We start from the raw sequence: 24,200 nt of genomic DNA on the forward strand, positions 1-24,200 counted from the left end.
CCGCCGTGACAGGGATCACACCCGCCGGTGCGCCGGGAGCCGGAACCCCGGTAAAGGGGATCCGTTTTGGCCCCGGGCCCGGCCCGGCGGGTACTCTCACCGCCGTGCCACACGCTGATCAGTCCTCCGGTAAACCCCGCCCGTCCCGGGTCCGCCCCAAGCCACTTGCGGAACTGGCCGACCGGCTCGGCCTGCAGCCTGCCACCGGTGCCGAGGTCACCGGCATCACCCACGACTCCCGCGCCGTCCGCCCAGGCGACCTGTACGCCGCCCTGCCCGGCGCCCGCCTGCACGGCGCCGACTTCGCCGACCAGGCCGCCGGGCTCGGCGCGGTCGCGATCCTCACCGACCCGGCGGGCGCCGAGCGCGCCGCCGCCACCGGCCTGCCGGTGCTCGCGGTCGCCGACCCCCGCGCGCGCATGGGCGATCTGGCCGCCATGATCTACGACCGGCCGGGCGACGGTCTGCTCCAGATCGGCATCACCGGCACCTCCGGCAAGACCACCACCGCGTATCTGGCCGAAGGCGGCCTGCGCGCGGTGCACGGCACGGCCACCGGGCTGATCGGCACGGTCGAGATGCGCATCGGCGACGAGCGGATCAAGAGCGAGCGCACCACCCCCGAGGCCACCGACCTGCAGGCGCTGTTCGCCGTCATGCGCGAGCGCGGTGTCGAGTCGGTCGTCATGGAGGTCTCCAGCCACGCCCTGGTGCTCGGCCGGGTGGACGGCGCGGTCTTCGACGTCGCCGTGTTCACCAACCTCAGCCCCGAGCACATGGAATTCCACACCGGCATGGAGGACTACTTCCAGGCCAAGGCGCAGCTGTTCACCCCCGGCCGCTCCCGCCTGGGCGTGGTGAACATCGACGACGCCTACGGCCGCCGGCTCGCCGCCGAGGCCGAGGTGCCGGTGACCACCTTCTCCGCCGAGGGCCACCCCGACGCCGACTGGCGCGCCGAGAACGTCGAGGCGGGCCCGCTGGGCTCCCGCTTCACCGCCGTCGGCCCCAAGGGCGAGCGGATCCCCGCCCAGGCGCCGCTGCCCGGCCTGTTCAACGTCGCCAACTCCCTCGCGGCGATCACCGCCCTCGTCACCGCCGGGATCGACGCGCAGCACGCCGCCGACGGCGTCGCCGCCGTGCCCGGCGTCCCGGGCCGCCTGGAGCGGGTGGACATCGGCCAGCCGTACCTGGCGGTCGTGGACTACGCCCACAAGACCGACGCCGTGGAATCCGTCCTGCGCACGCTGCGCAAGGTCACCGAAGGCAGCCTGCACATCGTCATCGGCTGCGGCGGCGACCGCGACACCACCAAGCGCGGCCCCATGGGCGCGGCGGCCGCCCGCCTCGCCGACACCGCCGTACTGACCTCGGACAACCCGCGCTCGGAGGACCCCCTCGCCATTCTCGCCGCCATGCTGACCGGGGCCGCCGAGGTCCCTGCCGGCGAGCGCGGCCATGTCATCGTCGAGCCCGACCGGGCCGCCGCCATCGCCGCCGCCGTCGCCCTGGCCCGTCCCGGGGACGCCGTGCTGGTCGCGGGCAAGGGCCATGAGCAGGGCCAGGACATCGCCGGGACCGTCAGGCCCTTCGATGACCGGGACGTCCTGCGCAACGCGGTCCGTGCGGCCATCCAGCACGAGAAGGACCAGGACCAGCTGTGATCCCACTCACCCTCGCCGAGGTCGCGCACGCGGTCGGCGGGAGCACGTACGACATACCGGACCCGCAGGCCCTGGTCACCGGGCCCGTGGTCATCGACTCCCGCAAGGTCGAGCCCGGCGGCCTGTTCGTGGCCTTCGCCGGGGAACACGTGGACGGCCACGACTACGCCGCGCGGGCCGTCCAGGCGGGCGCCGTGGCGGTCCTGGCCGCCCGGCGGGTCGACGGTGTGCCCGCGATCGTCGTGGACGACGTACAGGCCGCCCTGGGGGCCCTGGCCAAGCATGTCGTCGAACGGCTGGGCGCCACCACGGTCGGCCTCACCGGCTCGGTCGGCAAGACCAGCACCAAGGACCTGATCGCCCAGCTCCTCCAGCGCCTCGGCCCGACCGTCTGGCCGCCCGGCAACCTCAACAACGAGATCGGGCTGCCGCTCACCGCGCTCCTGGTCGCCGAGGACACCCGGCACGTCGTCCTGGAGATGGGCGCCCGCGGCATCGGCCACATCAGCTACCTCGCCGCCCTCACCCCGCCCCGGATCGGCATCGTGCTCAACGTCGGCACCGCCCACATCGGCGAGTTCGGCGGCCGCGAGCAGATCGCCCAGGCCAAGGGCGAACTGGTCGAGGCCCTTCCCGAAGCCGAAGCCGGCGGCGTGGCCGTCCTCAACGCCGACGATCCCCTCGTACGCGCCATGGCGAGCCGCACCAAGGCCCGCGTCGTGCTCTTCGGCGAGGCCCCGGACGCGGACGTACAGGCACGAGATGTCCGGCTCAACGAGCGAGGTCAGGCGGTATTCACACTCGTTACACCTACCGGGTGCAGCGAAGTGACCTTGCGCCTGTACGGTGAGCACCACGTGTCGAACGCGCTCGCCGCGGCCGCCGTCGCCCGCGAACTGGGCATGCCCGTAGCGGAGATCGCCACCGCGCTCTCCGAGGCCGGTACGCTCTCGCGCTGGCGTATGGAGGTCACCGAGCGGCCGGACGGCGTGACAGTCGTCAACGACGCCTACAACGCGAACCCCGACTCCATGCGGGCCGCCCTGCGCGCGCTCGCCGCCATGGGTCGCGGGCATCGCACGTGGGCGGTGCTCGGCGAGATGGCCGAGCTCGGCGGGGAGTCACTCGCCGAGCACGACGCGGTCGGGCGGCTCGCCGTCCGGCTCAACGTCAGCAAGCTCGTGGCGGTGGGCGGTCGTGAGGCCGCCTGGCTGCAAATGGGCGCCTATAACGAGGGTTCGTGGGGTGAGGAGTCGGTGCACGTGTCCGACGCTGAGGCGGCGATCGACCTGTTGCGCAGCGAGTTGCGGCCGGGTGACGTCGTGCTGGTGAAGGCTTCGCGGTCAGCGGGCCTGGAGCGGGTCGCGGCCGCGCTTCTCGACGGCGCTGAGGGCGGGGTCACCGCCTGATGAAGCAGATCCTCATCTCCGGTGTCATCAGCCTGTTCCTGTCGCTGGTCGGCACCCCGCTGCTGATCAAGCTGCTGGCCCGCAAGGGCTACGGCCAGTTCATCCGCGACGACGGCCCCAAGGAACACCACAGCAAGCGCGGTACGCCCACGATGGGCGGCATCGCCTTCATACTGGCCACCCTTGTCGCGTACGCCGTCACCAAGGTGATCACCTCCGAGCGGCCGACCATCTCCGGCCTGCTGGTGCTCTTCCTCTTCGCCGGCATGGGCCTGGTCGGCTTCCTCGACGACTACATCAAGATCGTCAAGCAGCGCAGCCTCGGCCTGCGCGCCAAGGCCAAGATGTCCGGCCAGCTCATCGTCGGTATCACCTTCGCCGTCCTCTCGCTCCAGTTCGCCGACGCCCGCGGCCAGACGCCCGCCTCCACGAAGCTCTCCTTCACCCAGGACTTCGGCTGGAAGCTCGGCCCGGTGATCTTCGTCGTCTGGGCGCTGTTCATGATCCTCGCCATGTCCAACGGCGTGAACCTCACCGACGGCCTCGACGGCCTCGCCACCGGCGCCTCCGTCATGGTCTTCGCCGCCTACACCGTCATCGGCGTCTGGCAGTACGGCCAGTGGTGCGGCAACCCCCTCGTCGCCGACGGCGCCTGCTACGAGGTCCGAAATCCGCTCGACCTGGCCGTCGTCGCCGCCGCCCTCATGGGCGCCTGCTTCGGCTTCCTCTGGTGGAACACCTCGCCCGCCAAGATCTTCATGGGCGACACGGGTTCGCTGGCGCTCGGCGGCGCCCTCGCCGGCCTCGCCATCCTCTCCCGTACCGAGCTCCTCATCGCCATCCTCGGCGGCCTCTTCGTCCTGATCACCATGTCCGTCGTCATCCAGGTCGGCTCCTTCCGCCTCACCGGCAAGCGCGTCTTCCGCATGGCCCCCCTCCAGCACCACTTCGAGCTCAAGGGCTGGGGCGAAGTCCTCGTCGTCGTCCGCTTCTGGATCATCCAGGGCATGTGCATGGCGGTAGGCCTCGGCCTGTTCTACGCGGGCTGGGTAGCGGCGAAGTGACCAGCGCCCTGCGGGCGCCCCGCCAGGGGCGCACGTCAGGGGCGCGGGGAACTGCGCGACAAGCCACCGCCGGCGTGCGGTCGGCAACGGCGGCGCGCTCCCAGGCGGGGCACCGCTCCCGGCGAAGCCGGGGAACGTGAAAGATTGGGAACCGTGAACGAAGAAACCGCAGCGGGGCTCGGCCTGCAAGGCCGAAACGCCACGGTCGCCGGGCTGGGCGTCAGCGGCGTACCCGCCGCCAAGGCGCTGCGCGCCCTCGGTGCGCACGTCACCGTCGTCGACGGCGCCGACCACGAAAAGGCGCATGCGCAAGCCGCCGAGCTGGAAGCCCTCGGCATCACCGTCCGCCTCGGCGACGGCGCGACCCTCCCCAAGGGCACCGACCTCATCGTCACGACCCCCGGCTGGAAGCCCAGCAGCCCGCTGTTCGCAGCCGCGCAAGCCGCCGGCGTCCCCATCTGGGGCGACGTGGAACTCGCCTGGCGCCTGCGCAAGCCGGACGCGGCCCCCTGGCTGGCCGTCACCGGCACCAACGGCAAGACCACGACCGTCCAGATGCTGGCCTGCATCCTGCGCGCGGCAGGCCTGCGCACGGCAGCGGTCGGCAACATCGGCGTATCGCTCCTGGACGTCGTGCTCGGCGAGGAGCCGTACGACGTCCTGGCAGTGGAGCTGTCCAGCTACCAGCTCCACTGGGCGCCCTCCGTCCGCGCCCACTCCGCCGCCGTCCTCAACCTCGCGCCGGACCACCTGGACTGGCACGGCTCCATGGAGGCGTACGCCGCCGACAAGGGCCGGATCTACCAGGGCAACCAGGTCGCGTGCGTCTACAACCTGGCCGACCCGGCCACCGAGGCGCTCGTGCGCGAGGCCGACGTCGAAGAGGGCGCCCGCGCCATCGGCTTCACGCTCGGCAGCCCGCGCCCCTCCGAGTTCGGGGTCGTGGACGGCATCCTGCTGGACCGGGCATTCGTCGAGAACCGGCAGAGCAGCGCCCAGGAGCTGGCCGAGGTCTCCGACATCAACCCGCCGGCCCCGCACAACGTCGCCAACGCCCTCGCCGCGGCCGCGCTCGCCCGCGCCTACGGCGTACCGCCGACCGCCGTGCGCGACGGCCTGCGCGCGTTCAAGCCGGACGCACACCGCATCGCGCAGGTCGCGACGATCGACGGAGTCTCGTACGTCGACGACTCCAAGGCGACCAACACCCACGCCGCCGAAGCCTCGTTGGCGGCGTACGAGCCGATCGTCTGGATCGCCGGCGGCCTCGCCAAGGGCGCCACGTTCGACGACCTCGTGACGGGCGCCGCCAAGCGGCTCCGGGGCGTCGTCCTGATCGGCGCCGACCGGGTGCTCATCGGGGAAGCGCTCGCGCGACACGCGCCCGAGGTCCCGGTCGTCGACCTCGAACGCACCGACACTGGTGCGATGGCGGCGGCGGTCGCCGAGGCCGCCCGCCTCGCCCAGCCCGGCGACACGGTCCTGCTGGCCCCGGCCTGCGCGTCGATGGACATGTTCGTGAACTACAACGCGCGCGGTGATGCCTTCGCCGAGGCCGTACGGGACATGCGGTAGGCATCGCCGCATCGCAGCAGGCATCGAGGAGGGGACATGGCGGGCTCAGACCGGTCCGTACGCATTCCGGCGACCCCTCGCCCCCCACGGGGGTCCCGGGCGCCAGTACCCCGGCCAGGGGGCCGCGCACGGGCCCCCTACCCGCCGGACCCGCGCCGCCCGAGCGCCCTGCGCGGAGCGCGTACGGCCTTCGAGAAGGCGAAGCGGGCCTGGGACCGGCCGCTGACGGCGTATTACGTGCTGCTGGGCAGCAGCCTGCTGATCACCGCGCTGGGCTTGGTCATGGTCTACTCCGCCTCCCAGATCAAGGCGCTGGAGTACGGCCTGCCGTCCACGTACTACTTCCGCAAGCAGCTCTTCGCCGCCGTCCTCGGCACCGGGCTGCTGGTGGCCGCCTCGCGGCTGTCGGTACGTGTGCACCGGGCTCTGGCGTACCCGCTCCTCGCGGGGGCCTGCTTCCTCATGGCCCTGGTCCAGGTGCCGGGGATAGGGAAGTCGGTCGGCGGCAACCAGAACTGGCTCTATCTCGGGGGCCCCTTCCAGCTCCAGCCGTCCGAATTCGGCAAGCTCGCGCTGGTCCTGTGGGGCGCGGACCTGCTCGCGCGCAAGGATTCCAAGAAGCTGCTCCTGCAGTGGAAGCACATGCTGGTGCCGCTGGTCCCGGTCGCGTTCATGATCCTCGGCCTGATCATGCTCGGCGGCGACATGGGCACCGCGATCATCCTCACCGCGATCCTCTTCGGCCTGCTGTGGCTGGCCGGGGCCCCCACCCGGCTGTTCGCCGGGGTGCTGGGATTCGCCGGGGCCATCGGCTTCCTGCTGATCAAGACCAGCGGCAACCGCATGGAACGGCTCGCCTGCATCGGCGCCACTGATGTGACCCCCGGCGGCGGCTGCTGGCAGGCCGTGCACGGAATCTACGCCCTCGCCTCCGGCGGCTGGTTCGGCGCGGGGCTCGGCGCGAGTGTGGAAAAATGGGGACAACTGCCCGAGCCGCACACCGACTTCATCTTCGCGGTGACCGGCGAGGAACTGGGCCTGGCGGGGACGCTGTCGGTGCTCGCCCTCTTCGCGGCTCTAGGCTATGCGGGTATCCGCGTGGCCGGCCGTACGGACGATACTTTCGTCAGGTTTGCCGCGGGAGGCGTGACGACGTGGATCATGGCGCAGTTCGTGATCAACATCGGTGCGGTGCTCGGCCTGCTGCCGATCGCCGGCGTCCCGCTCCCGCTGTTCTCCTACGGAGGATCGGCCCTGCTGCCGACCATGTTCGCGATCGGGCTGCTGATCTGCTTCGCTCGAAGTGAGCCCGCCGCGCGAGCGGCCCTGGCCGCGCGGGGACCCGGCTTCCTCACGGGGGCCATGAAACGGACGATGAGACGGTTCGCCCGACGGCGGCCGTCCGGAGAGCGGTGAATTTCGGTGCATGTCGTACTCGCCGGTGGGGGGACCGCCGGCCACATCGAGCCCGCGCTCGCGCTCGCCGATGCCCTGCGCAGGCAGGACCCGACCGTGGGCATCACGGCGCTCGGCACGGAGCGCGGCCTGGAGACCAAGCTGGTCCCGGAACGCGGCTACGACCTGGCACTCATCCCGGCCGTCCCGCTCCCGCGCAAGCCCACGCCCGAGCTCATCACCGTCCCCGGACGGCTGCGCGGCACGATCAAGGCCGCCGAGCAGATCCTTGAGCGCACCAAGGCCGACTGCGTCGTCGGCTTCGGCGGCTATGTCGCCCTGCCCGGCTACCTCGCCGCCAAGCGGCTCGGCGTCCCGATCGTCGTCCACGAGGCCAACGCCCGCCCGGGCCTGGCCAACAAGATCGGCTCCCGCTACGCCCACGCCGTCGCCGTCTCCACCCCCGACAGCAAGCTGCGCGACGCCCGCTACATCGGCATCCCGCTGCGCCGTTCCATCGCCACCCTCGACCGCGCCGCCGTGCGCGCCGAGGCCCGGCACGCCTTCGGCCTCGACCAGAACCTGCCCACCCTCCTGGTCTCCGGCGGCTCCCAGGGCGCGCGCCGCCTCAACGAGGTCATCGCCACCGTCGCCCCCCGCCTCCAGCGCTCCGGCATCCAGATCCTGCACGCCGTCGGCCCCAAGAACGAGCTCCCGCACGCCGACAACATGCCCGGCATGCCGCAGTACCTCCCGGTCTCCTACCTCGACCGCATGGACCTCGCCTACGCCGCCGCCGACATGATGCTCTGCCGCGCCGGCGCCATGACCGTCGCCGAGCTCTCCGCCGTCGGGCTTCCCGCGGCCTACGTCCCGCTCCCCATCGGCAACGGCGAACAGCGCCTCAACGCCCAGCCCGTCGTCAAGGCCGGTGGCGGCCTCCTCGTCGACGACGCCGAACTCACCCCGGAATGGCTCCTCGGCAACGTCCTGCCGGTCCTGACCGACCCGCACCGCCTCTACGAGATGTCGCGCGCGGCCTCGGAATTCGGCCGCCGGGACGCGGACGACCTGCTGGTACGGATGGTCTACGAAGCGATTGCCGCCCGCCGCGGCTGAACCACGGTGTCCTCAGGCGCCGGACGGGCGGAATCAGCCCGTCCGGCGCCTGAGGACACGCCCGAAGGGCGTTCGGGATCAGCCCGTCCGGCGCCTGAGGGCTAGGGTCTGTCCGGCAATGAGGGCCCGCGAGATCACCGGAGACGAGAGATGGCCGCACCGACGACCACCGAGCAGCCGCCGGCACCGGCACCGGCGCCGCTGCCGCGCGCCGTCCGCCGCCGCAGGGCCGTACTGCTGGCCCTGATCGCGGCAACCGTGCTCACGGCCGCCAGCACCTGGCTGCTCTACGGTTCCTCGTGGCTGCGCGTCACCCGCGTGAAAATCACCGGCACGCAGGTGCTGACCCCCGCCCAGGTCAGGGAAGCCGCAGCCGTCCCGCTGGGCGGTCCGCTGGCGTCGGCGGACACGGGGGCGATCGAGAGCCGGCTCGTAAAACGTCTGAGCCGGATCGAGAGCGTGGACATCTCGCGGTCATGGCCGCACACGATCGAGCTGAAAGTGACCGAGAGAACTCCCGCTGCCATTGTCGAAAATGACGGAAAGTTCATCGAAGTGGACGCGGACGGTCTGCGCTTTGCGACGGTGGATACCGCCCCGAGAGGAGTCCCTCTCGTCGAATTGATGCCCGTTCAAGGCGCCAGTTACCGCCATTTCGGGACAAAGCAACTGCTGAAGTCGGCAGTCGAGGTCGCGGGGGATCTCCCGGACGCCGTACGCCGCCAGGCGCGCGTGATCCGGGTCCGTTCCTACGACGGGATCGCCATCCGGCTGACGCAGGGCCGCACGGTCGTGTGGGGGAGCGCGGAGAACGGCGAGGAGAAAGCGGTGGCGCTGACCGCGCTGATGAAAGCCGCCAAAGGCGCGGACAACTTCGATGTAAGCGCTCCCACGTCCCCGGCGGCATCAAGCAGTTGACGGACCTGTTGACGAGCCCCGTACCCTGGTTGGTCCGATGGGTGCGTGATCACATAGGGTCAAAAGAAAAACGGGAGGGTTCGGCGTGTTCGTTGAACGCGAACCGCTTGTCGATTTAGTGTCTCGTCCCAAGGAACGTGCGGGACAGGCACACTGGTAACCCTAAACCTCAGGGTTAGGGTTCGGGTCGGCTGGCTGGCGTTGGACCGTCCCCGTCCCACAGGCATACGTAACTCGAGGCGAGAGGCCTTCGACGTGGCAGCACCGCAGAACTACCTCGCAGTCATCAAGGTCGTCGGCATCGGCGGCGGTGGCGTGAACGCCATCAACCGGATGATCGAGGTCGGTCTCAAGGGCGTCGAGTTCATCGCGATCAATACCGATGCGCAGGCCCTGCTGATGAGCGACGCCGACGTCAAGCTCGACGTCGGCCGCGAACTCACCCGTGGTCTGGGCGCCGGCGCGAACCCCGATGTCGGCCGGAAGGCCGCCGAGGACCACCGCGAGGAGATCGAAGAGGTGCTCAAGGGCGCCGACATGGTCTTCGTCACCGCGGGTGAGGGTGGCGGCACCGGCACCGGTGGCGCCCCCGTCGTCGCGCACATCGCCCGCTCGCTGGGCGCTCTGACGATCGGTGTGGTGACGCGTCCCTTCACCTTCGAGGGCCGCCGCCGCGCCAACCAGGCCGAGGACGGCATCGCGGGACTCCGCGAGAATGTCGACACCCTCATCGTGATCCCCAATGACCGACTGCTGTCGATCTCCGACCGCCAGGTCAGCGTTCTGGACGCGTTCCGTTCGGCGGACCAGGTCCTGCTGTCCGGTGTCCAGGGCATCACCGACCTGATCACCACCCCGGGCCTGATCAACCTGGACTTCGCGGATGTGAAGTCCGTGATGTCCGAGGCGGGTTCGGCCCTCATGGGCATCGGTTCGGCCCGCGGGGACGACAGGGCGGTCGCCGCCGCGGAGATGGCCATCTCCTCGCCCCTGCTGGAAGCGTCCATCGACGGTGCCCGCGGGGTGCTGCTCTCGATCTCCGGCGGCTCCGACCTCGGTCTGTTCGAGATCAACGAGTCGGCCCAGCTGGTCAGTGAGGCGGCCCACCCCGAGGCCAACATCATCTTCGGCGCGGTCATCGACGACGCGCTCGGCGACGAGGTCCGGGTCACCGTCATCGCGGCGGGCTTCGACGGCGGCCAGCCGCCGACCCGCAATCGCGACAAGGTGCTCGGCGCGTACGGCTCGCGGGACGAGGGAGGCTCGACGCCGGCGCACCCCACCCCGCCGCGCATCGAGGCCCCGCGCTCCACGTACGGCAGCCTCACCCCGCGTGAGGAGGAGCCGGAGCCGGTCGTGGAGGCCCCGGCCGCCCCGATCGCGCCCCACGTTCCCCCGGCCCGTCCGTACCAGGACACCACGGCCGAGGAACTGGACGTACCCGACTTCCTCAAGTAGGCACCGGTCGACGAGTAGGCGACATCAGCACAGCATGAACAGCCCGATACGCAGCATCAGGGTCTCGTCATCAGGAGGAGCCCTGTGATCGGCCAGAGCCACGCGGTACCCGGCGGCGCGCACTTCGCCTTCACCGACAGGTGGGGCGGGGTGAGCGCCGCTCCGTACGACAGCCTCAATCTCGGCGGCGCGGTCGGCGACGACCCCGGCGCCGTACGGGCCAACCGCGAGTACGCGGCCAGGGCCCTGGGCCTGGACGCGGCGAAGGTCGTCTGGATGAACCAGGTGCACGGCAACGAGGTCGCCATCGTCGCCGCCCCGTGGGAGGACCGCCCGGTGCCGGAGGTCGACGCCATCGTCACCACCCGGCCGGGCCTCGCCCTGGCCGTGCTCACCGCCGACTGCGTGCCGGTCCTGCTGGCCGATCCCGTCGCCGGGGTCGCCGCCGCCGCGCACGCCGGACGGCCCGGCCTCGTCGCCGGCGTCGTACCCGCCGCCGTGGAGGCCATGGTCGGCCTCGGCGCGCGCCCGGACCGGATCACCGCGGTGACCGGTCCCTCGGTCTGCGGCAGCTGCTACGAGGTGCCGGAGGCGATGCGCGACGATGTCGCCGCCACCGTCCCGCAGGCCCGGGCGACCACGAGCTGGGGCACCCCTTCGGTGGATGTCGCCGCCGGGGTGCATGCCCAACTCGCCCGGCTCGGTGTGCAGATGTGCGAGAAATCGCACATCTGCACCATGGAATCCGGCGATCACTTCTCGTACCGCCGCGAGCGCTCGACAGGGCGACTCGCGGGATATGTCTGGCTGGACGGCGACGCGTCATGACCGAAACGGCCGACCGGAAGACCGAACTCGCCCGGAACCTGGCCCGGGTCGAGGCGCGGATCGCCGCCGCGTGCGAGGCCGCCGGGCGGGACCGGGACGAGGTGACGCTGATCGTGGTCACCAAGACCTACCCCGCCAGCGATGTGATGATCATCTCGGAACTCGGCGTCCGCCATGTCGCCGAGAATCGCGACCAGGACGCCGCCCCCAAGGCCGCCGCCTGCGCCGATCTCCCCCTGACCTGGCACTTCGTGGGCCAGCTGCAGACCAACAAGGTGCGTTCGGTGCTTCGTTACGCCGATGTCGTGCACTCGGTCGACCGGCTCCGGCTGGTCGACTCGCTGTCCGCCGCCGTCCTGAAGTCCGACCGCCCCGACCGCGAGCTCGGCTGCCTGGTCCAGGTCGCCCTGGACGCCGAGGCGGGCGCACAGGGCAGCCGGGGCGGAATCGCACCCGATGCCGTCGAAGGGATCGCCGAAGCGATCGCGTCGGCCCCGGCGCTGCGTCTTGACGGACTGATGACGGTGGCGCCGCTGGCCGGGCCGTACGCGGGCCGGCCCCGGGCGGCATTCGATCGGCTGGCGGAAATCGCATCCTTGCTGCGCGAGGCCCATCCTGCTGCGAACATGGTCTCGGCAGGGATGAGTTCGGACCTCGAGGATGCGGTGGCGGCCGGTGCGACACATGTGCGCGTCGGCAGTGCGGTGCTCGGAGTCCGTGCCGGGCTCGGGTAACGTCACCGAACAAGTCAGACCACAGCACAAATATGGTGTGGCGGCCGCCCCCCGAGGGCGGCCGAGGATCGTAACCCCGCTGAGAGGACGCAGAGCATGGCCGGCGCGATGCGCAAGATGGCGGTCTACCTCGGCCTCGTGGAGGACGACGGGTACGACGGCCCGGGCTTCGACCCGGACGACGAGTTCGAACCCGAGCCTGAGCCTGAGCGTCCCCGCCGACCGCACCAGTCTCATCAGTCCCACCAGTCACATCAAGCGACGCAACAGGACGAACCTGCGCGTATCGTGCACGCTCCCGCCCCCCGGGAACCACGGATCGCCCCAGTGGCATCAATCACACAAGAACGTCATAGCCTGGAGAAGAACGCAGCGGTGATCATGCCTAAGGTCGTGTCCGAACGAGAGCCGTACCGGATCACGACGCTTCACCCCCGGACGTACAACGAAGCCCGTACGATCGGGGAACACTTCCGCGAGGGAACCCCGGTGATCATGAATCTGACGGAGATGGACGACACGGACGCAAAGCGTCTTGTCGACTTCGCCGCGGGTCTGGTCTTCGGGCTCCATGGCAGCATCGAGCGGGTTACGCAGAAGGTCTTCCTCCTGTCGCCTGCTAACGTCGATGTCACGGCGGAGGACAAGGCCCGCATCGCCGAGGGCGGGTTCTTCAATCAGAGCTGAGATACGCAACCGCAGGAAACCGGCCGAACGGTCACGGAACGAGCAGGGGAGAGGGAAGCACGATGGGCATCGCACTTGATGTGATCCAGTTCGTGCTGCTGTCCTTCCTGGTCGTGCTGATCTTCCGGCTGGTGATGGACTACGTCTTCCAGTTCGCCCGTTCGTGGCAGCCTGGCAAGCCGATGGTGGTGGTGCTCGAGGCCACCTACACTGTCACCGATCCGCCACTCAAGCTTCTGCGGCGTTTCATTCCGCCGCTGCGTCTCGGGGGCGTGGCGCTCGACCTGTCCTTCTTCGTATTGATGATCATCGTGTACATCCTGATCTCCGTCGTAGGGAGTCTGTGATGGCCGATGCGGGCTCCCGATATGCCGACGATCACGTTGAGGTGAAGAGATGCCGCTGACCCCTGAGGACGTTCGTAACAAGCAGTTCACGACCGTCCGCCTCCGAGAAGGCTATGACGAGGACGAGGTCGACGCCTTCCTCGACGAGGTGGAGGCGGAGCTGACCAGGCTCCTCCGAGAAAACGAGGACTTGCGCGCCAAACTGGCCGCGGCCACCCGAGCCGCCGCTCAGAACCAGCAGCAGGGCATGCGCAAGCCCGAGCAGCAGGACGGCCGTGGCGGCCCCGGTGCCCCGGTGCCCGCCGCCATATCTGGCCCGCAGCCGGTGCCGCCGCAGCAGATGGGCCCGCCGCAGCAGGGTCCCGGCAGCGGTCTCGCGCTGCCTGCCGGTCCCAGCGCGATGGGCCAGGGCGGTCCGATGCAGCAGGGCAACCCCATGCAGCAGGGCAACCCCATGCAGCAGGGCCAGATGCAGCAGGGTCCCGGCACCATGGGCCAGGGCGCTCCCATGGGCCAGATGGGGCAGATGCAGCAGATGGGGCAGATGCAGCAGGGTCCCGGCCCGATGGGTCAGCACCCCATGCAGCAGGGTCCCGGCACCATGGGCGGCCACCCCATGCAGCAGCAGGGCCCCGGCGGCGACAGTGCCGCCCGTGTCCTCTCCCTTGCCCAGCAGACCGCTGACCAGGCGATCGCCGAGGCCCGTTCCGAGGCCAACAAGATCGTCGGCGAGGCACGCAGCCGCGCCGAGGGCCTTGAGCGCGATGCCCGTGCGAAGGCGGACGCCCTTGAGCGGGACGCCCAGGAGAAGCACCGCGTCGCGATGGGCTCCCTGGAGTCCGCCCGCGCCACGCTTGAGCGCAAGGTCGAGGACCTGCGCGGCTTCGAGCGCGAGTACCGGACGCGACTGAAGTCCTACCTGGAGAGCCAGCTCCGTCAGCTGGAGAACCAGGCCGACGACTCCCTCGCCCCGCCTCGTACTCCTGCTGCGGCCTCCCTCTCGTCCTCCGGCATGGGCGGCGGCACGATGGGCGGCAGCATGGCCCCCGCCGGCGCAGGCGCCATGGGTGCCGGCACGATGGGCGGCGGCCAGTCCTACGGCGGCCAGGGCATGGGCGGCGGCGGTATGGGCCCCAACCCGACCTACGGTGGCCAGCAGCAGATGTCGCCCGCGATGACCCAGCCGATGGCTCCGGTCCGGCCGCAGGGGCCCGCGCCGCTGCAGCAGGCGCCGACGCCGATGCGGGGTTTCTTGATCGATGAGGACGACAACTAGTCGTTCCGGTGGTGTGATCTCCACCACGTAGGGCCGGGGCCTGAGGAATCGCTTCCTCAGGCCCCGGCCCTTTGTCATGCCTGTCGCCGGGGCTCCGCCCCGGACCCCGAACGCCCTTCGGGCGTGTCCTCAATCGCCGGACGGGCTGAATTCAGCCCGTCCGGCGATTGAGGACCGGGGTCCGGGGCGGAGGCCCAGTGGGGCTAGCGCTTGCGGAGGCGGAAGGTGAGCCCGAGCGCCTCGTCCGCGAATGCGGCCCCGTACGAGTCGTCGGCCTCGCCTTCGGCGAAGTCCGTGGCGAGGACTTCGTCGGAGACCAGCGACGCGTGCTCGGCCAGGGCCGAGGACAGCTCGGCGTCGGACGAGCGCCAGCGCAGGGCGATGCGGTCGGCGACGTCGAGGCCGGAGTTCTTGCGGGCCTCCTGGATGAGACGGATGGCATCCCGCGCGAGACCGGCCCGGCGTAGGGCCGGCGTGATCTCCAGGTCGAGGGCGACCGTGGCGCCGGAGTCGGAGGCGACGGACCAGCCTTCGCGGGGGGTCTCGGTGATGATGACCTCGTCGGGGGAGAGGGACACCGGCTCGCCGTCCACGTCGACTGAGGCCGTGCCGTCGCGGAGGGCGGCGGAGAGGGCGGCGGCGTCCGTCTCGGCGACGGCCTTGGCAACGGCCTGGACGCCCTTGCCGAAGCGCTTGCCGAGGGCGCGGAAGTTGGCCTTGGCGGTGGTGTCGACGAGGGAGCCGCCGACCTCGCTCAGCGAGGCGAGCCCGGCGACGTTCAGCTCTTCGGCGATCTGGGCGCGCAGTTCCTCACCCAGGGCGTCGAAGCCGGCGACGGCGACGAGCGCACGCGAGAGCGGCTGGCGGGTCTTGACGCCGGACTCGGCGCGCGTGGCGCGGCCCAGCTCGACCAGCCGCCGGACCAGGGCCATCTGCTCGGACAGGGTGGGGTCGATGAACGCCGCGTCGGCCGTCGGCCAGGACGCGAGGTGGACGGAGTCGGGCGCGCCGGGGACGACGGGCGCGACCAGGTCCTGCCAGACGCGCTCGGTGATGAAGGGCGTCAGAGGGGCCATCAGCCGGGTGACGGTCTCGACGACATCGTGCAGCGTGCGCAGCGCGGCCGCGTCGCCCTGCCAGAAGCGGCGGCGCGACCTGCGCACGTACCAGTTGGACAGGTCGTCCACGAAGGAGGAGAGGAGCTTGCCGGCGCGCTGGGTGTCGTAGGACTCCAGGGAGTCCGTCACATCCCGTACGAGGGCGTTCAGTTCGCCCAGCAGCCAGCGGTCGAGCAGCGGGCGGTCGGCGGGCGCAGGGTCGGCGGCGGACGGCGCCCAGCCGCAGGTGCGGGCGTACAGGGCCTGGAAGGCGACGGTGTTCCAGTACGTCAGGAGGGTCTTGCGGACGACCTCCTGGATCGTGCCGTGACCGACGCGCCGCGCGGCCCAGGGGGAGCCGCCGGCGGCCATGAACCAGCGCACGGCGTCGGCGCCGTGCTGGTCCATCAGCGGGATGGGCTGGAGGATGTTGCCGAGGTGCTTGGACATCTTGCGGCCGTCCTCGGCGAGGATGTGGCCGAGGCAGACGACGTTCTCGTAGGCGTTGCGGTCGAAGACCAGCGTGCCGACGGCCATGAGGGTGTAGAACCAGCCACGCGTCTGGTCGATGGCTTCGGAGATGAACTGCGCGGGGTACGTGCGCTCGAACAGCTCCTTGTTGCGGTACGGGTAGCCCCACTGCGCGAAGGGCATCGCCCCGGAGTCGTACCAGGCGTCGATGACCTCGGGGACGCGGGTCGACGTGCCGGCGCACTGGGGGCAGTCGAAGGTGACCGCGTCGATGTACGGGCGGTGCGGGTCCAGGCCGGACTGGTCGGTGCCGGTGAGCTCGGAGAGCTCGGCGAGGGAACCGACGGCGGTCAGGTGGTTCTCCTCGCAGCGCCAGATGGGCAGCGGGGTGCCCCAGTAGCGGTTGCGGGACAGCGCCCAGTCGATGTTGTTGTTCAGCCAGTCGCCGAAGCGGCCGTGCTTGACGGACTCCGGGTACCAGTTGGTGCGCTCGTTCTCGCGCAGCAGGGCGTCCTTGACGGCGGTCGTACGGACATACCAGGACGGCTGCGCGTAGTAGAGCAGCGCGGTGTGGCAGCGCCAGCAGTGCGGGTAGCTGTGCTCGTACGGGACGTGCCTGAAGAGCCGGCCGCGCGCCTGGAGGTCGGCGACCAGCTTCTCGTCGGCCTTCTTGAAGAACTCGCCGCCGACCAGGGGCACGTCCTCCTCGAAGGTGCCGTCGGGGCGGACCGGGTTGACGACCGGGAGGCCGTAGGCGCGGCAGACCTTGAGGTCCTCCTCGCCGAAGGCGGGGGACTGGTGGACGAGGCCGGTGCCGTCCTCGGTGGTGACGTACTCGGCGTTGACGACGTAGTGGGCGTCCGGGATCTCCACGAGGTCGAAGGGGCGCTCGTACGTCCAGCGCTCCATCTCGCGGCCGGTGAAGGAGACGCCGGTGGCCGTCCAGCCCTCGCCGAGCGCCTTGCCGAGCAGCGGCTCGGCGACGACCAGCTTCTCCTGGCCGTCGGTGGCGACGACATACGTGACGTCCGGGTGCGCGGCGACGGCGGTGTTGGAGACCAGGGTCCAGGGGGTCGTCGTCCAGACCAGCAGCGCCGCCTCGCCCGCGAGCGGGCCGGAGGTGAGCGGGAAGCGTACGAAGACGGACGGGTCGACGACCGTCTCGTAGCCCTGCGCCAGCTCGTGGTCGGACAGGCCGGTGCCGCAGCGCGGGCACCAGGGGGCGACGCGATGGTCCTGGACCAGCAGGCCCTTGTCGAAGATCTGCTTGAGCGACCACCAGACGGACTGGACGTACTCCGGGTCCATGGTCCGGTAGGCGTCGTCCAGGTCCACCCAGTAGCCCATGCGGGTGGTCAGCTCGGCGAAGGCGTCGGTGTGCCGGGTCACGGACTCGCGGCACTTGGCGTTGAACTCGGCGATGCCGTACTTCTCGATGTCCTGCTTGCCGGAGAAGCCCAGCTCCTTCTCCACCGCGAGCTCGACCGGCAGGCCGTGGCAGTCCCAGCCGGCCTTACGGGTCACATGGTTGCCCTGCATGGTCTTGAAGCGGGGGAACACGTCCTTGAAGACGCGGGCCTCGATGTGGTGCGCGCCGGGCATGCCGTTGGCGGTCGGCGGACCCTCGTAGAAGATCCACTCGGGCTTGCCCTCGGTCTGCGCGACCGAGCGGGCGAAAACCTTGTTCTCCTGCCAGAACGCGAGCACCTCGTGCTCAAGCGCGGGCAGGTCGACCTGGGCGGGGACCTGGCGGTACTGCGACATCGGATTCTGCCTCCGGCGGACACGTCATGAGCGTTTTCCGTCGGAGGGACGAGAGCGCTTCGTTCGCGCCGCTCCCGCGGTACCACCCTCCTTGACCGCGGACGGGTTCGCCCACGGCCCCCTCATTGGGGTCGCGCTGCCGGTTCTACTCGCTCCACTGGGCACGCGGGGCTTTCCTCCGGCGGCTCCGGGGTGATCTTCACGTCGCGCACACCCCCGGGCTTCCACCGTCCCCGGGTCGCTACTGGCTGCGTGCGGCGCTACTCGTCCCCTTCCACGCCTTTCGCTCCGGCCAGTGTACGGGGAAGCGAGGGGGCCTGTCGGCCGGGTTTCCGGCTGCCGGACCCTGACCCGAATGGCCCGTTCTGCTCCGACCTACCCGGAAGTACCGGAATACCTGGCGGTGAGCTGGGCACAACGGATGCAGACCTGCCTCCCGACCGGGCGTGGCGGGCGAATCCGGCGGCGTGCCCCGTTGCCGCGGGTCCGGAGTCGATTTATCGTTCCGGGACGATTCGCGCGCAAGATCACAATATGTGAAGGGGCCGCGGCAATGGTGGCGAAAACAGTGAAGACAACGGCTGCGCCGGGCGGTGCTGCCAAGAAGGCTGCCGCCGCGAAGAAGACGGCTTCCGCCAGGAAGGCAACCCCGGCCAAGAGGGCTGCGTCCGCGAAGAAGACGGCGCCCGCCGCGAGCAAGGCGCCGCCCGCTTCCAAAGCGACGATCGCGAAGACCGCGGTCGCGAAGAAGGCAGCCGCGAAGGGGCCGGCGGCGAAGAGACCACCTGCGAAGAGGGCGAGCGCGACCGAGGCGACAGCCACGAAGACGACGGCCACGAAGACGGCTGCCGCGAAGAAGACGACCGCGAAGAAGACGGGAGCCCAAAAGGTGGTTGCTAAGAAGACCGCGGCGCGGACGGCCGCGCCGGAGGCGACAGCCGTGCCCACGCCCCGCGTCGCGGTGCCGGGGGAACTGCCCGTACGGCCGGGGGAGGACCCCTGGACGGCGGCCGAGGTGGCGGAGGCGCGTGAGGAGCTGCAGGTCGAGGGGGTCAGACTGAAGTCGGAGATCGCGGCCTCGGAGGCGGCGGTCGCGGGACTGATGCGCGACTCGGGCGACGGAGCGGGCGACGACCAGGCGGACACCGGTACGAAGAACATCACGCGCGAGCACGAGATGGCGCTGGCCGCCAACGCCCGCGAGATGCTCGCCCAGACCGAGCACGCGCTGGAGCGGCTGGACGCCGGTACGTACGGGGCGTGCGAATCCTGCGGCAATCCGATCGGAAAGGCCCGGATGCAGGCCTTTCCGCGGGCAACCCTGTGCATGGATTGCAAGCAGAAGCAGGAACGCCGCTGACCGCCGGTCCGGTCCGCAACGCTGTGCCGTAACCTCGTCCTCGTCAGGAAGGGACGTACGTACATGGCGAACGCGGAGCACACCATAAGCACTCAGGACGAGGCGACCGAGCCCGCCCGCCAGGGCTCCCGTTCGCGGCGGATCGCCGTGCTGCTGGGCGTGGCGGCGCTCGCGTACGCCCTGGACCTGCTCAGCAAGCTCTGGGTGGTGACCCGCCTCGAAGGACGCGCGCCGATCGATGTGATCGGGTCGTACCTGCGCCTGGAGGCGGTGCGCAACGCGGGCGCGGCCTTCGGGTTCGGCCAGGGCATGACGATCGTGTTCACGCTCATCGCGCTGACCGTGATCGGCGTGATCGCGCGGATCTCCCGCAAGCTCTACAGCCTGCCGTGGGCCGTCGCGCTGGGCCTGCTGCTGGGCGGGGCCTTCGGCAACCTCACGGACCGCGTGTTCCGGGCTCCGGGCTTCCTGGAGGGGCATGTGGTGGACTTCATCGCACCCACCCACTTCGCCGTCTTCAACCTGGCCGACTCGGCGATCGTCTGCGGCGGCATCCTGATCGTGCTGCTGTCCTTCAAGGGCCTGGACCCGGACGGGACCGTCCACAAGGGCTGAACGAGGGCTCAACGAGGACTGAACCGTATCCGGCGTCCGGCATACTCGTTCAGGTGAGCACCCTTCCCCAGAGCAGCCCCGAGATCCGCACCCTGCCCGTACCCGATGGCCTCGAAGGCGAGCGTGTGGACGCTGCCATCGCACGCATGTTCGGATTCTCGCGGACCAAGGCGGCCGAGCTGGCCGCCACCGGGAAGGTCACCATCGACGGCAGCGCCGCCGGCAAGTCCGACCGCGTCAGCGGCGGCGCCTGGCTGGAGGTCGAGATGCCGGCCCCGCCGCGGCCGGTCGAGATCGTCGCCGAACCCGTCCCCGGCATGACGATCGTGTACGAGGACGATCACGTCGTCGTCATCGACAAGCCCGTCGGCGTCGCCGCCCACCCCAGCCCCGGCTGGACCGGCACCACCGTCATCGGCGGCCTGGCCGCCGCGGGCTACCGCATCTCCACCTCCGGCGCCGCCGAGCGCCAGGGCATCGTGCACCGGCTCGACGTCGGCACCTCCGGGCTGATGGTCGTGGCCAAGTCGGAGATCGCGTACACCCTGCTCAAGCAGCAGTTCCGCGAGCGGACCGTCGACAAGCGCTACCACGCGCTCGTGCAGGGCCACCCGGACCCGATGAGCGGCACCATCGACGCGCCGATCGGGCGGCACCCCAACCACGACTACAAGTGGGCCGTCACCGCCGAGGGCAAGCCCAGCATCACCCACTACGACCTGGTCGAGGCCTTCCGGTCCGCCTCCCTGCTCGACATCAAGCTGGAGACCGGGCGCACGCACCAGATCCGCGTCCACATGTCCGCCCACCGCCACCCCTGCGTCGGCGACCTCACCTACGGCGCCGACCCGACGATCGCCAAGCGGCTCGGGCTCACGCGGCAGTGGCTGCACGCCGTCCGGCTCGGCTTCGAGCACCCCGAGGACGGCCGCTGGGTCGAGTTCGCGAGCGAATACCCGGACGACCTGCAGCACGCCCTCGACACGGTGCGGGCGGACAGTGCCTGACGCGTACGAGATCCGGGTCGCGGCGGCCCCGGCGGACCTGGAGGCGTGCTTCGCCGTACGGCGCGAGGTCTTCGTCCTCGAGCAGCAGGTCCCGGCCGAGCTGGAGTACGACGAGCACGACGGACCCGACGCCAAGGCCGTGCACGTTCTGGCCGTCGGCCCGGACGGGCCGCTCGGGGCCGGACGGCTGATTCCGGGCGATGCAGGGGCCGGCATTCTCGGCCGCCTCGCCGTCACGCGTGCCGCACGAGGCCTCGGTATCGGCGTGGCGCTGGTGCGCGCGATCGAGGACGAGGCGCGGCGGCTCGGGCTGTCGGTCGTCGAGCTGCATGCGCAGACGCATGCGTTGGGCTTCTACGAGCGGCTGGGGTATGTGGCATACGGCCCGGAGTACGAGGAAGCGGGCATCGCGCACCGGTCGATGAGCTGCGCGTTGTAAGAGGTCGCTGCTTCTGAGCCGCATGCGCATGCGACGCTGAGGGCGTGGATCAACTCGCGCTCTTCTTCGCCCTGATGCTGGCGGCGATCGTGATGGTGCCCCTGGGGGACCGGCTGGGACTGCCCGCGCCGGTGCTGATGACCTTGCTGGGGATCGCGATGGCACTGCTGCCGTTCGTCCCGAACGTCGAGATCAACCCCGAGCTCATCCTTCCCCTGGTGCTCCCGCCGCTCCTCTACGCCTCCGTACAGCGCACGTCCTGGCGGCAGTTCGCCGCCAACAAACGGCCCATCTTCCTGCTGGCCGTCGCCCTGGTCTTCATCACGACGGCCGGAGTCGCGGCCGTCGCGCACTCCGTCGTACCCGGCATCACGCTCGCCGCGGCCGTCGCGCTCGGCGCGCTGGTCGCGCCGCCCGACCCGGTCGCGGCGACGGCGGTCGCGGGGAAGCTGGGGCTGCCACGCCGGATGGTGTCGATCCTGGAGGGGGAGGGGCTGTTCAACGACGTCACGGCGATCGTCCTGTACAACGTGGCGATCGCCGCCGCCGTCACCGGCAGCTTCTCCTGGCCGCACGCCATCGGCGAGCTGGTGCTCTCCGCGGTCGTCGCCGTGGCCGTCGGGCTCGCACTGGGCTGGGGCGCAGGCAAGCTCATGGGGATGGTCGACGACCCGACCCTCCAGATCGGGCTCACCCTCCTCGTCCCCTTCGCCTCGTACGCGATCGCCGACGAGGCCAACGGCTCCGGAGTGCTCGCCGTCCTCACCACAGCCCTCTTCCTGAGCGAGTACGCCTCCGACGCCGACGACGTGTCCGGGCGGCTCGCGGGCAGCACCTTCTGGGACATCGTCGACACCCTCGTCACCGGCCTGGCCTTCGGCCTGATCGGACTGGAGCTCCACAACGTCTTCGAGGTCGGCTCCGGCCGCTGGGGCACGATGGCCGCCCACGCGGGGGCGGTGGTGGCGGTGGTCATCGGCGTACGGCTGCTGTGGCTGCTGCCGGCCTCGTACGTCACCAAGCGGCTGCACCGCAAACGGGATCTCGACGAGGACATCCCCATGACCTGGCGCGAGACCGTCGTGATGTGGTGGGCCGGCATGCGCGGGGTGGCCTCCATCGCCCTCGCCCTGGCCATTCCGCTGCGCACGGACGCCGGCGGCTCCTTCCCCGCACGCGGCGAGATTCTGTTCATCGCCTTCGTGGTGGTCCTGACGACCCTCGTGCTGCAGGGGCTCACCCTGCCCTTCCTCGTCAAGCGGCTCGGCGTCAGCGGCGACATCGAGGCCGAGCACGACCTGGAGCGGATGCTCGCCCTGCGCGCCATGCTGGCCGCTAAGCACCGGCTCCGGGAGATCGGCGATGCCGAGCACCTGCCGGAGGAGGTGGAGGAGCTGCTCCAACGGCGCGCGGTCGACGTGGGGGTGAGGATCTGCCCCGACATCCTCGACGACGAGCGGCGGGAATCGCACAAGCAGCGCATCGGGCGCACCAGGACCATGCAGCGGATCCAGAACGAGATGCTGTCCGCCGCACGCCACGAAGTGCTGGCCGCCCGGAGCGAGCCGGGATACGACCCCGAGGTCGTCGACCGCGTGCTGCGCCAGCTCGACCTGCGCAGCCTCAGGTCAGCCCCGCGGCAGGCGTAGGCCCCTCTTTTTGGCGGCCCTCGCGGGCGCTTCGCTTGCTTCGGGTCGCTGCGCCGGCCTCCGGCCGTCGGGCGGGGTGCCGGGTGCGTTCAGCGGTTGCCGGGGCCCGGGCCCATGTCGGCCCCTCTTTTTGGCGGCCCTCGCGGGCGCTTCGTTTGCTTCGGGCTGCTGCGCCGGCCTCCGGCCGTCGGACGGGGTGCTGCCTGTGCTCAGCGGTTGCCGGGGCCGGGTCCCATGTCGTTGCTGCGCGGCACCGCGGCCTCACGGTCCGGGGCCTCGGCGAGGCCCGGGGCGGGGGCGGTGTTGATGCGGGGGAGGGCGTAGGGGTGCTCGTGGCGGAGCCAGGCGATGAGCTGTTCGCGGATGATGCAGCGGAGGTTCCAGATGTCGTCGGCGTCCTTGGCGGTGGCGAGGGCGCGGACCTGGATGGTGGAGGGGGTGGTGTCGGTGATGACGAGGCCCCAGGCGCGGCCGTCCCACTCGGCGCAGTCCTTGAGGACGTCGTGGAGATGCTCGCGCATGAGGTCGATGGGGGTGGCGTGGTCGAGGTGGAAGAAGACGGTGCCGGTCATGCGGGGGTTGTTGCGTGACCAGTTCTCGAACGGCTTGCTGGTGAAGTAGGAGACGGGCATGGTGATCCGCCGCTCATCCCAGGTGCGCACCACGAGATAGGTGAGCGTGATTTCCTCCACCGTGCCCCACTCGCCCTCGAAGACTCCGACATCACCGATCCGCACGATGTCGCCGAAGGCGATCTGCAGCCCGGCGAAGACGTTGGCCAGCGTCGACTGGGCCGCGACACCGGCGACGATGCCGATGACGCCGGCCGAGGCCAGCAGCGAGGCGCCGACGGTCCGCATCGCGGGGAACGTCAGCAGCATCGCCGCCACCGCCACCACCCCGACGGTCACCGAGACGACCCGCTGGATCAGCGTCACCTGCGTACGGACCCGGCGGACCCGAGCCGCGTCCGGCGTCGCGGACGCGAAGCGGGCGTACGAGGACTCCACCACCGCCGCGGCGACCCGGACCGCGAGCCATGCGCAGGCCGCGATCAGGAAGAGGACCAGGGCCTGCCCGACGGCCGCCCGGTGGTCGCGGGCGATGTGCGCGTAGCCGTAGGCACCCCGCAGGAGCGCGGCGCACAGCGCGAGCTGGAAGGGGACGCGGCAGCGCCGCAGCAGGCCCCACAGCGGGGACTCCGGGTGCCGTCTGCCGATGCGGCGCACCGTCTGGTCGACCGCCCAGCCGGCGGCCAGGGTGATGACGACGGCGCCACCGGCCACGATGAGCGGGCGGATGACGTTTTCCATGGCTATGACGG

General features: G+C 70.7%; 21 protein-coding genes. 18 read left to right on the forward strand and 3 right to left on the reverse strand.

The genetic code is table 11. From position 1 onward, the window contains the following. Nucleotides 1–5: 5 nt before the first annotated feature. From OG607_RS34880 to OG607_RS34940, 13 genes are all read left to right on the forward strand, one after another. Nucleotides 6–1,664, forward strand: a complete 1,659-nt coding sequence (locus OG607_RS34880) for a UDP-N-acetylmuramoyl-L-alanyl-D-glutamate--2,6-diaminopimelate ligase (protein ID WP_405732039.1) — start codon at nucleotides 6–8, stop codon at nucleotides 1,662–1,664. Beyond that, on the forward strand, nucleotides 1,661–3,073 hold the full coding sequence (gene murF, locus OG607_RS34885) for a UDP-N-acetylmuramoyl-tripeptide--D-alanyl-D-alanine ligase (protein WP_405732041.1): 1,413 nt from the start codon (nucleotides 1,661–1,663) through the stop codon (nucleotides 3,071–3,073). Before OG607_RS34880 ends, murF begins: the two co-directional genes overlap by 4 nt. Beyond that, nucleotides 3,073–4,137, forward strand: a complete 1,065-nt coding sequence (mraY, locus tag OG607_RS34890; RefSeq protein WP_405732044.1) for a phospho-N-acetylmuramoyl-pentapeptide-transferase — start codon at nucleotides 3,073–3,075, stop codon at nucleotides 4,135–4,137. The genes murF and mraY overlap by 1 nt, the downstream gene beginning before the upstream one ends. 153 nt (nucleotides 4,138–4,290) lie before the next feature. Next, entirely contained in the window at nucleotides 4,291–5,712 is a 1,422-nt protein-coding gene (gene murD, locus OG607_RS34895) for a UDP-N-acetylmuramoyl-L-alanine--D-glutamate ligase (protein WP_405732047.1), read from the forward strand. 36 nt (nucleotides 5,713–5,748) lie between these two features. Further along, nucleotides 5,749–7,128 carry a putative lipid II flippase FtsW gene (gene ftsW / locus OG607_RS34900; RefSeq protein ID WP_405732050.1) on the forward strand — a complete coding sequence of 460 codons (1,380 nt, stop codon included), beginning with the start codon at nucleotides 5,749–5,751 and terminating at the stop codon, nucleotides 7,126–7,128. Between the two features lie 6 nt (nucleotides 7,129–7,134). Next, nucleotides 7,135–8,226: an undecaprenyldiphospho-muramoylpentapeptide beta-N-acetylglucosaminyltransferase gene (murG, locus tag OG607_RS34905; RefSeq protein ID WP_329319171.1), complete on the forward strand. Its 1,092-nt coding sequence runs from the start codon at nucleotides 7,135–7,137 to the stop codon at nucleotides 8,224–8,226. 150 nt (nucleotides 8,227–8,376) lie between these two features. Further along, nucleotides 8,377–9,144 carry a cell division protein FtsQ/DivIB gene (locus OG607_RS34910; RefSeq protein WP_405732054.1) on the forward strand — a complete coding sequence of 256 codons (768 nt, stop codon included), beginning with the start codon at nucleotides 8,377–8,379 and terminating at the stop codon, nucleotides 9,142–9,144. Between the two features lie 255 nt (nucleotides 9,145–9,399). Beyond that, nucleotides 9,400–10,602, forward strand: a complete 1,203-nt coding sequence (gene ftsZ / locus OG607_RS34915) for a cell division protein FtsZ (protein ID WP_405732057.1) — start codon at nucleotides 9,400–9,402, stop codon at nucleotides 10,600–10,602. Between the two features lie 84 nt (nucleotides 10,603–10,686). Continuing rightward, complete coding sequence (gene pgeF, locus OG607_RS34920) at nucleotides 10,687–11,430, forward strand: peptidoglycan editing factor PgeF (protein ID WP_405732060.1); 744 nt, start codon at nucleotides 10,687–10,689, stop codon at nucleotides 11,428–11,430. Next, nucleotides 11,427–12,164 (forward strand): YggS family pyridoxal phosphate-dependent enzyme, encoded by a 738-nt coding sequence (locus tag OG607_RS34925; RefSeq protein ID WP_405732063.1) that lies wholly within the window; start codon nucleotides 11,427–11,429, stop codon nucleotides 12,162–12,164. The genes pgeF and OG607_RS34925 overlap by 4 nt, the downstream gene beginning before the upstream one ends. A gap of 96 nt (nucleotides 12,165–12,260) precedes the next feature. Then, nucleotides 12,261–12,851: a cell division protein SepF gene (locus tag OG607_RS34930; RefSeq protein WP_405732066.1), complete on the forward strand. Its 591-nt coding sequence runs from the start codon at nucleotides 12,261–12,263 to the stop codon at nucleotides 12,849–12,851. Between the two features lie 62 nt (nucleotides 12,852–12,913). After that, the gene (locus OG607_RS34935; RefSeq protein ID WP_405732069.1) at nucleotides 12,914–13,198 is read left to right on the forward strand and encodes a YggT family protein; all 285 of its coding nucleotides are present in this window, start codon (nucleotides 12,914–12,916) and stop codon (nucleotides 13,196–13,198) included. A gap of 49 nt (nucleotides 13,199–13,247) precedes the next feature. Next, nucleotides 13,248–14,474, forward strand: a complete 1,227-nt coding sequence (locus tag OG607_RS34940) for a DivIVA domain-containing protein (protein ID WP_405732071.1) — start codon at nucleotides 13,248–13,250, stop codon at nucleotides 14,472–14,474. A 203-nt stretch (nucleotides 14,475–14,677) separates the two neighbouring features. Here the strand turns inward: OG607_RS34940 and ileS are convergent, their stop codons facing one another. Together ileS and OG607_RS34950 are read right to left on the reverse strand one after the other, a co-directional pair. Next, nucleotides 14,678–17,806: an isoleucine--tRNA ligase gene (gene ileS / locus OG607_RS34945; protein WP_405732074.1), complete on the reverse strand. Its 3,129-nt coding sequence runs from the start codon at nucleotides 17,804–17,806 to the stop codon at nucleotides 14,678–14,680. Nucleotides 17,807–18,181: 375 nt separating this feature from the next. Further along, a complete protein-coding gene (locus OG607_RS34950; RefSeq protein ID WP_405732077.1) occupies nucleotides 18,182–18,754 on the reverse strand; it encodes a hypothetical protein in 573 nt (190 codons plus the stop codon). On the opposite strand from OG607_RS34950, the gene OG607_RS34955 reads away from it, so the two are divergent. The 5 genes from OG607_RS34955 (at nucleotide 18,747) to OG607_RS34975 (ending at nucleotide 22,876) form a co-directional block, all read left to right on the forward strand. Next, nucleotides 18,747–19,166, forward strand: coding sequence for a TraR/DksA family transcriptional regulator (locus tag OG607_RS34955; RefSeq protein ID WP_405732080.1), 420 nt, complete (start codon nucleotides 18,747–18,749; stop codon nucleotides 19,164–19,166). The genes OG607_RS34950 and OG607_RS34955 overlap by 8 nt on opposite strands. Before the next feature lie 63 nt (nucleotides 19,167–19,229). Beyond that, complete coding sequence (gene lspA, locus OG607_RS34960) at nucleotides 19,230–19,781, forward strand: signal peptidase II (protein ID WP_405732083.1); 552 nt, start codon at nucleotides 19,230–19,232, stop codon at nucleotides 19,779–19,781. Between the two features lie 53 nt (nucleotides 19,782–19,834). Further along, entirely contained in the window at nucleotides 19,835–20,788 is a 954-nt protein-coding gene (locus OG607_RS34965; protein ID WP_405732086.1) for an RluA family pseudouridine synthase, read from the forward strand. Continuing rightward, complete coding sequence (locus OG607_RS34970) at nucleotides 20,781–21,227, forward strand: GNAT family N-acetyltransferase (protein WP_405732089.1); 447 nt, start codon at nucleotides 20,781–20,783, stop codon at nucleotides 21,225–21,227. The genes OG607_RS34965 and OG607_RS34970 overlap by 8 nt, the downstream gene beginning before the upstream one ends. 44 nt (nucleotides 21,228–21,271) lie before the next feature. Further along, nucleotides 21,272–22,876 carry a Na+/H+ antiporter gene (locus OG607_RS34975; protein WP_405732091.1) on the forward strand — a complete coding sequence of 535 codons (1,605 nt, stop codon included), beginning with the start codon at nucleotides 21,272–21,274 and terminating at the stop codon, nucleotides 22,874–22,876. Between the two features lie 209 nt (nucleotides 22,877–23,085). Here the strand turns inward: OG607_RS34975 and OG607_RS34980 are convergent, their stop codons facing one another. Then, on the reverse strand, nucleotides 23,086–24,189 hold the full coding sequence (locus OG607_RS34980; protein ID WP_405732094.1) for a mechanosensitive ion channel family protein: 1,104 nt from the start codon (nucleotides 24,187–24,189) through the stop codon (nucleotides 23,086–23,088). Between the last annotated feature and the right edge of the window lie 11 nt (nucleotides 24,190–24,200).

It is taken from the genome of Streptomyces sp. NBC_01537 (genome assembly GCF_045040445.1).
GTDB lineage: Bacteria > Actinomycetota > Actinomycetes > Streptomycetales > Streptomycetaceae > Actinacidiphila.

Coding starts and splice junctions, on each gene's coding strand:
- OG607_RS34925 (WP_405732063.1), top strand. CDS start 11,427: ATGACCGAAACGGCCGACCGGAAGACCGAACTCGCCCGGAACCTGGCC.
- lspA (WP_405732083.1), top strand. CDS start 19,230: ATGGCGAACGCGGAGCACACCATAAGCACTCAGGACGAGGCGACCGAG.
- mraY (WP_405732044.1), top strand. CDS start 3,073: ATGAAGCAGATCCTCATCTCCGGTGTCATCAGCCTGTTCCTGTCGCTG.
- ftsW (WP_405732050.1), top strand. CDS start 5,749: ATGGCGGGCTCAGACCGGTCCGTACGCATTCCGGCGACCCCTCGCCCC.
- OG607_RS34930 (WP_405732066.1), top strand. CDS start 12,261: ATGGCCGGCGCGATGCGCAAGATGGCGGTCTACCTCGGCCTCGTGGAG.
- OG607_RS34940 (WP_405732071.1), top strand. CDS start 13,248: ATGCCGCTGACCCCTGAGGACGTTCGTAACAAGCAGTTCACGACCGTC.
- OG607_RS34910 (WP_405732054.1), top strand. CDS start 8,377: ATGGCCGCACCGACGACCACCGAGCAGCCGCCGGCACCGGCACCGGCG.
- OG607_RS34935 (WP_405732069.1), top strand. CDS start 12,914: ATGGGCATCGCACTTGATGTGATCCAGTTCGTGCTGCTGTCCTTCCTG.
- OG607_RS34980 (WP_405732094.1), bottom strand. CDS start 24,189: ATGGAAAACGTCATCCGCCCGCTCATCGTGGCCGGTGGCGCCGTCGTC.
- ileS (WP_405732074.1), bottom strand. CDS start 17,806: ATGTCGCAGTACCGCCAGGTCCCCGCCCAGGTCGACCTGCCCGCGCTT.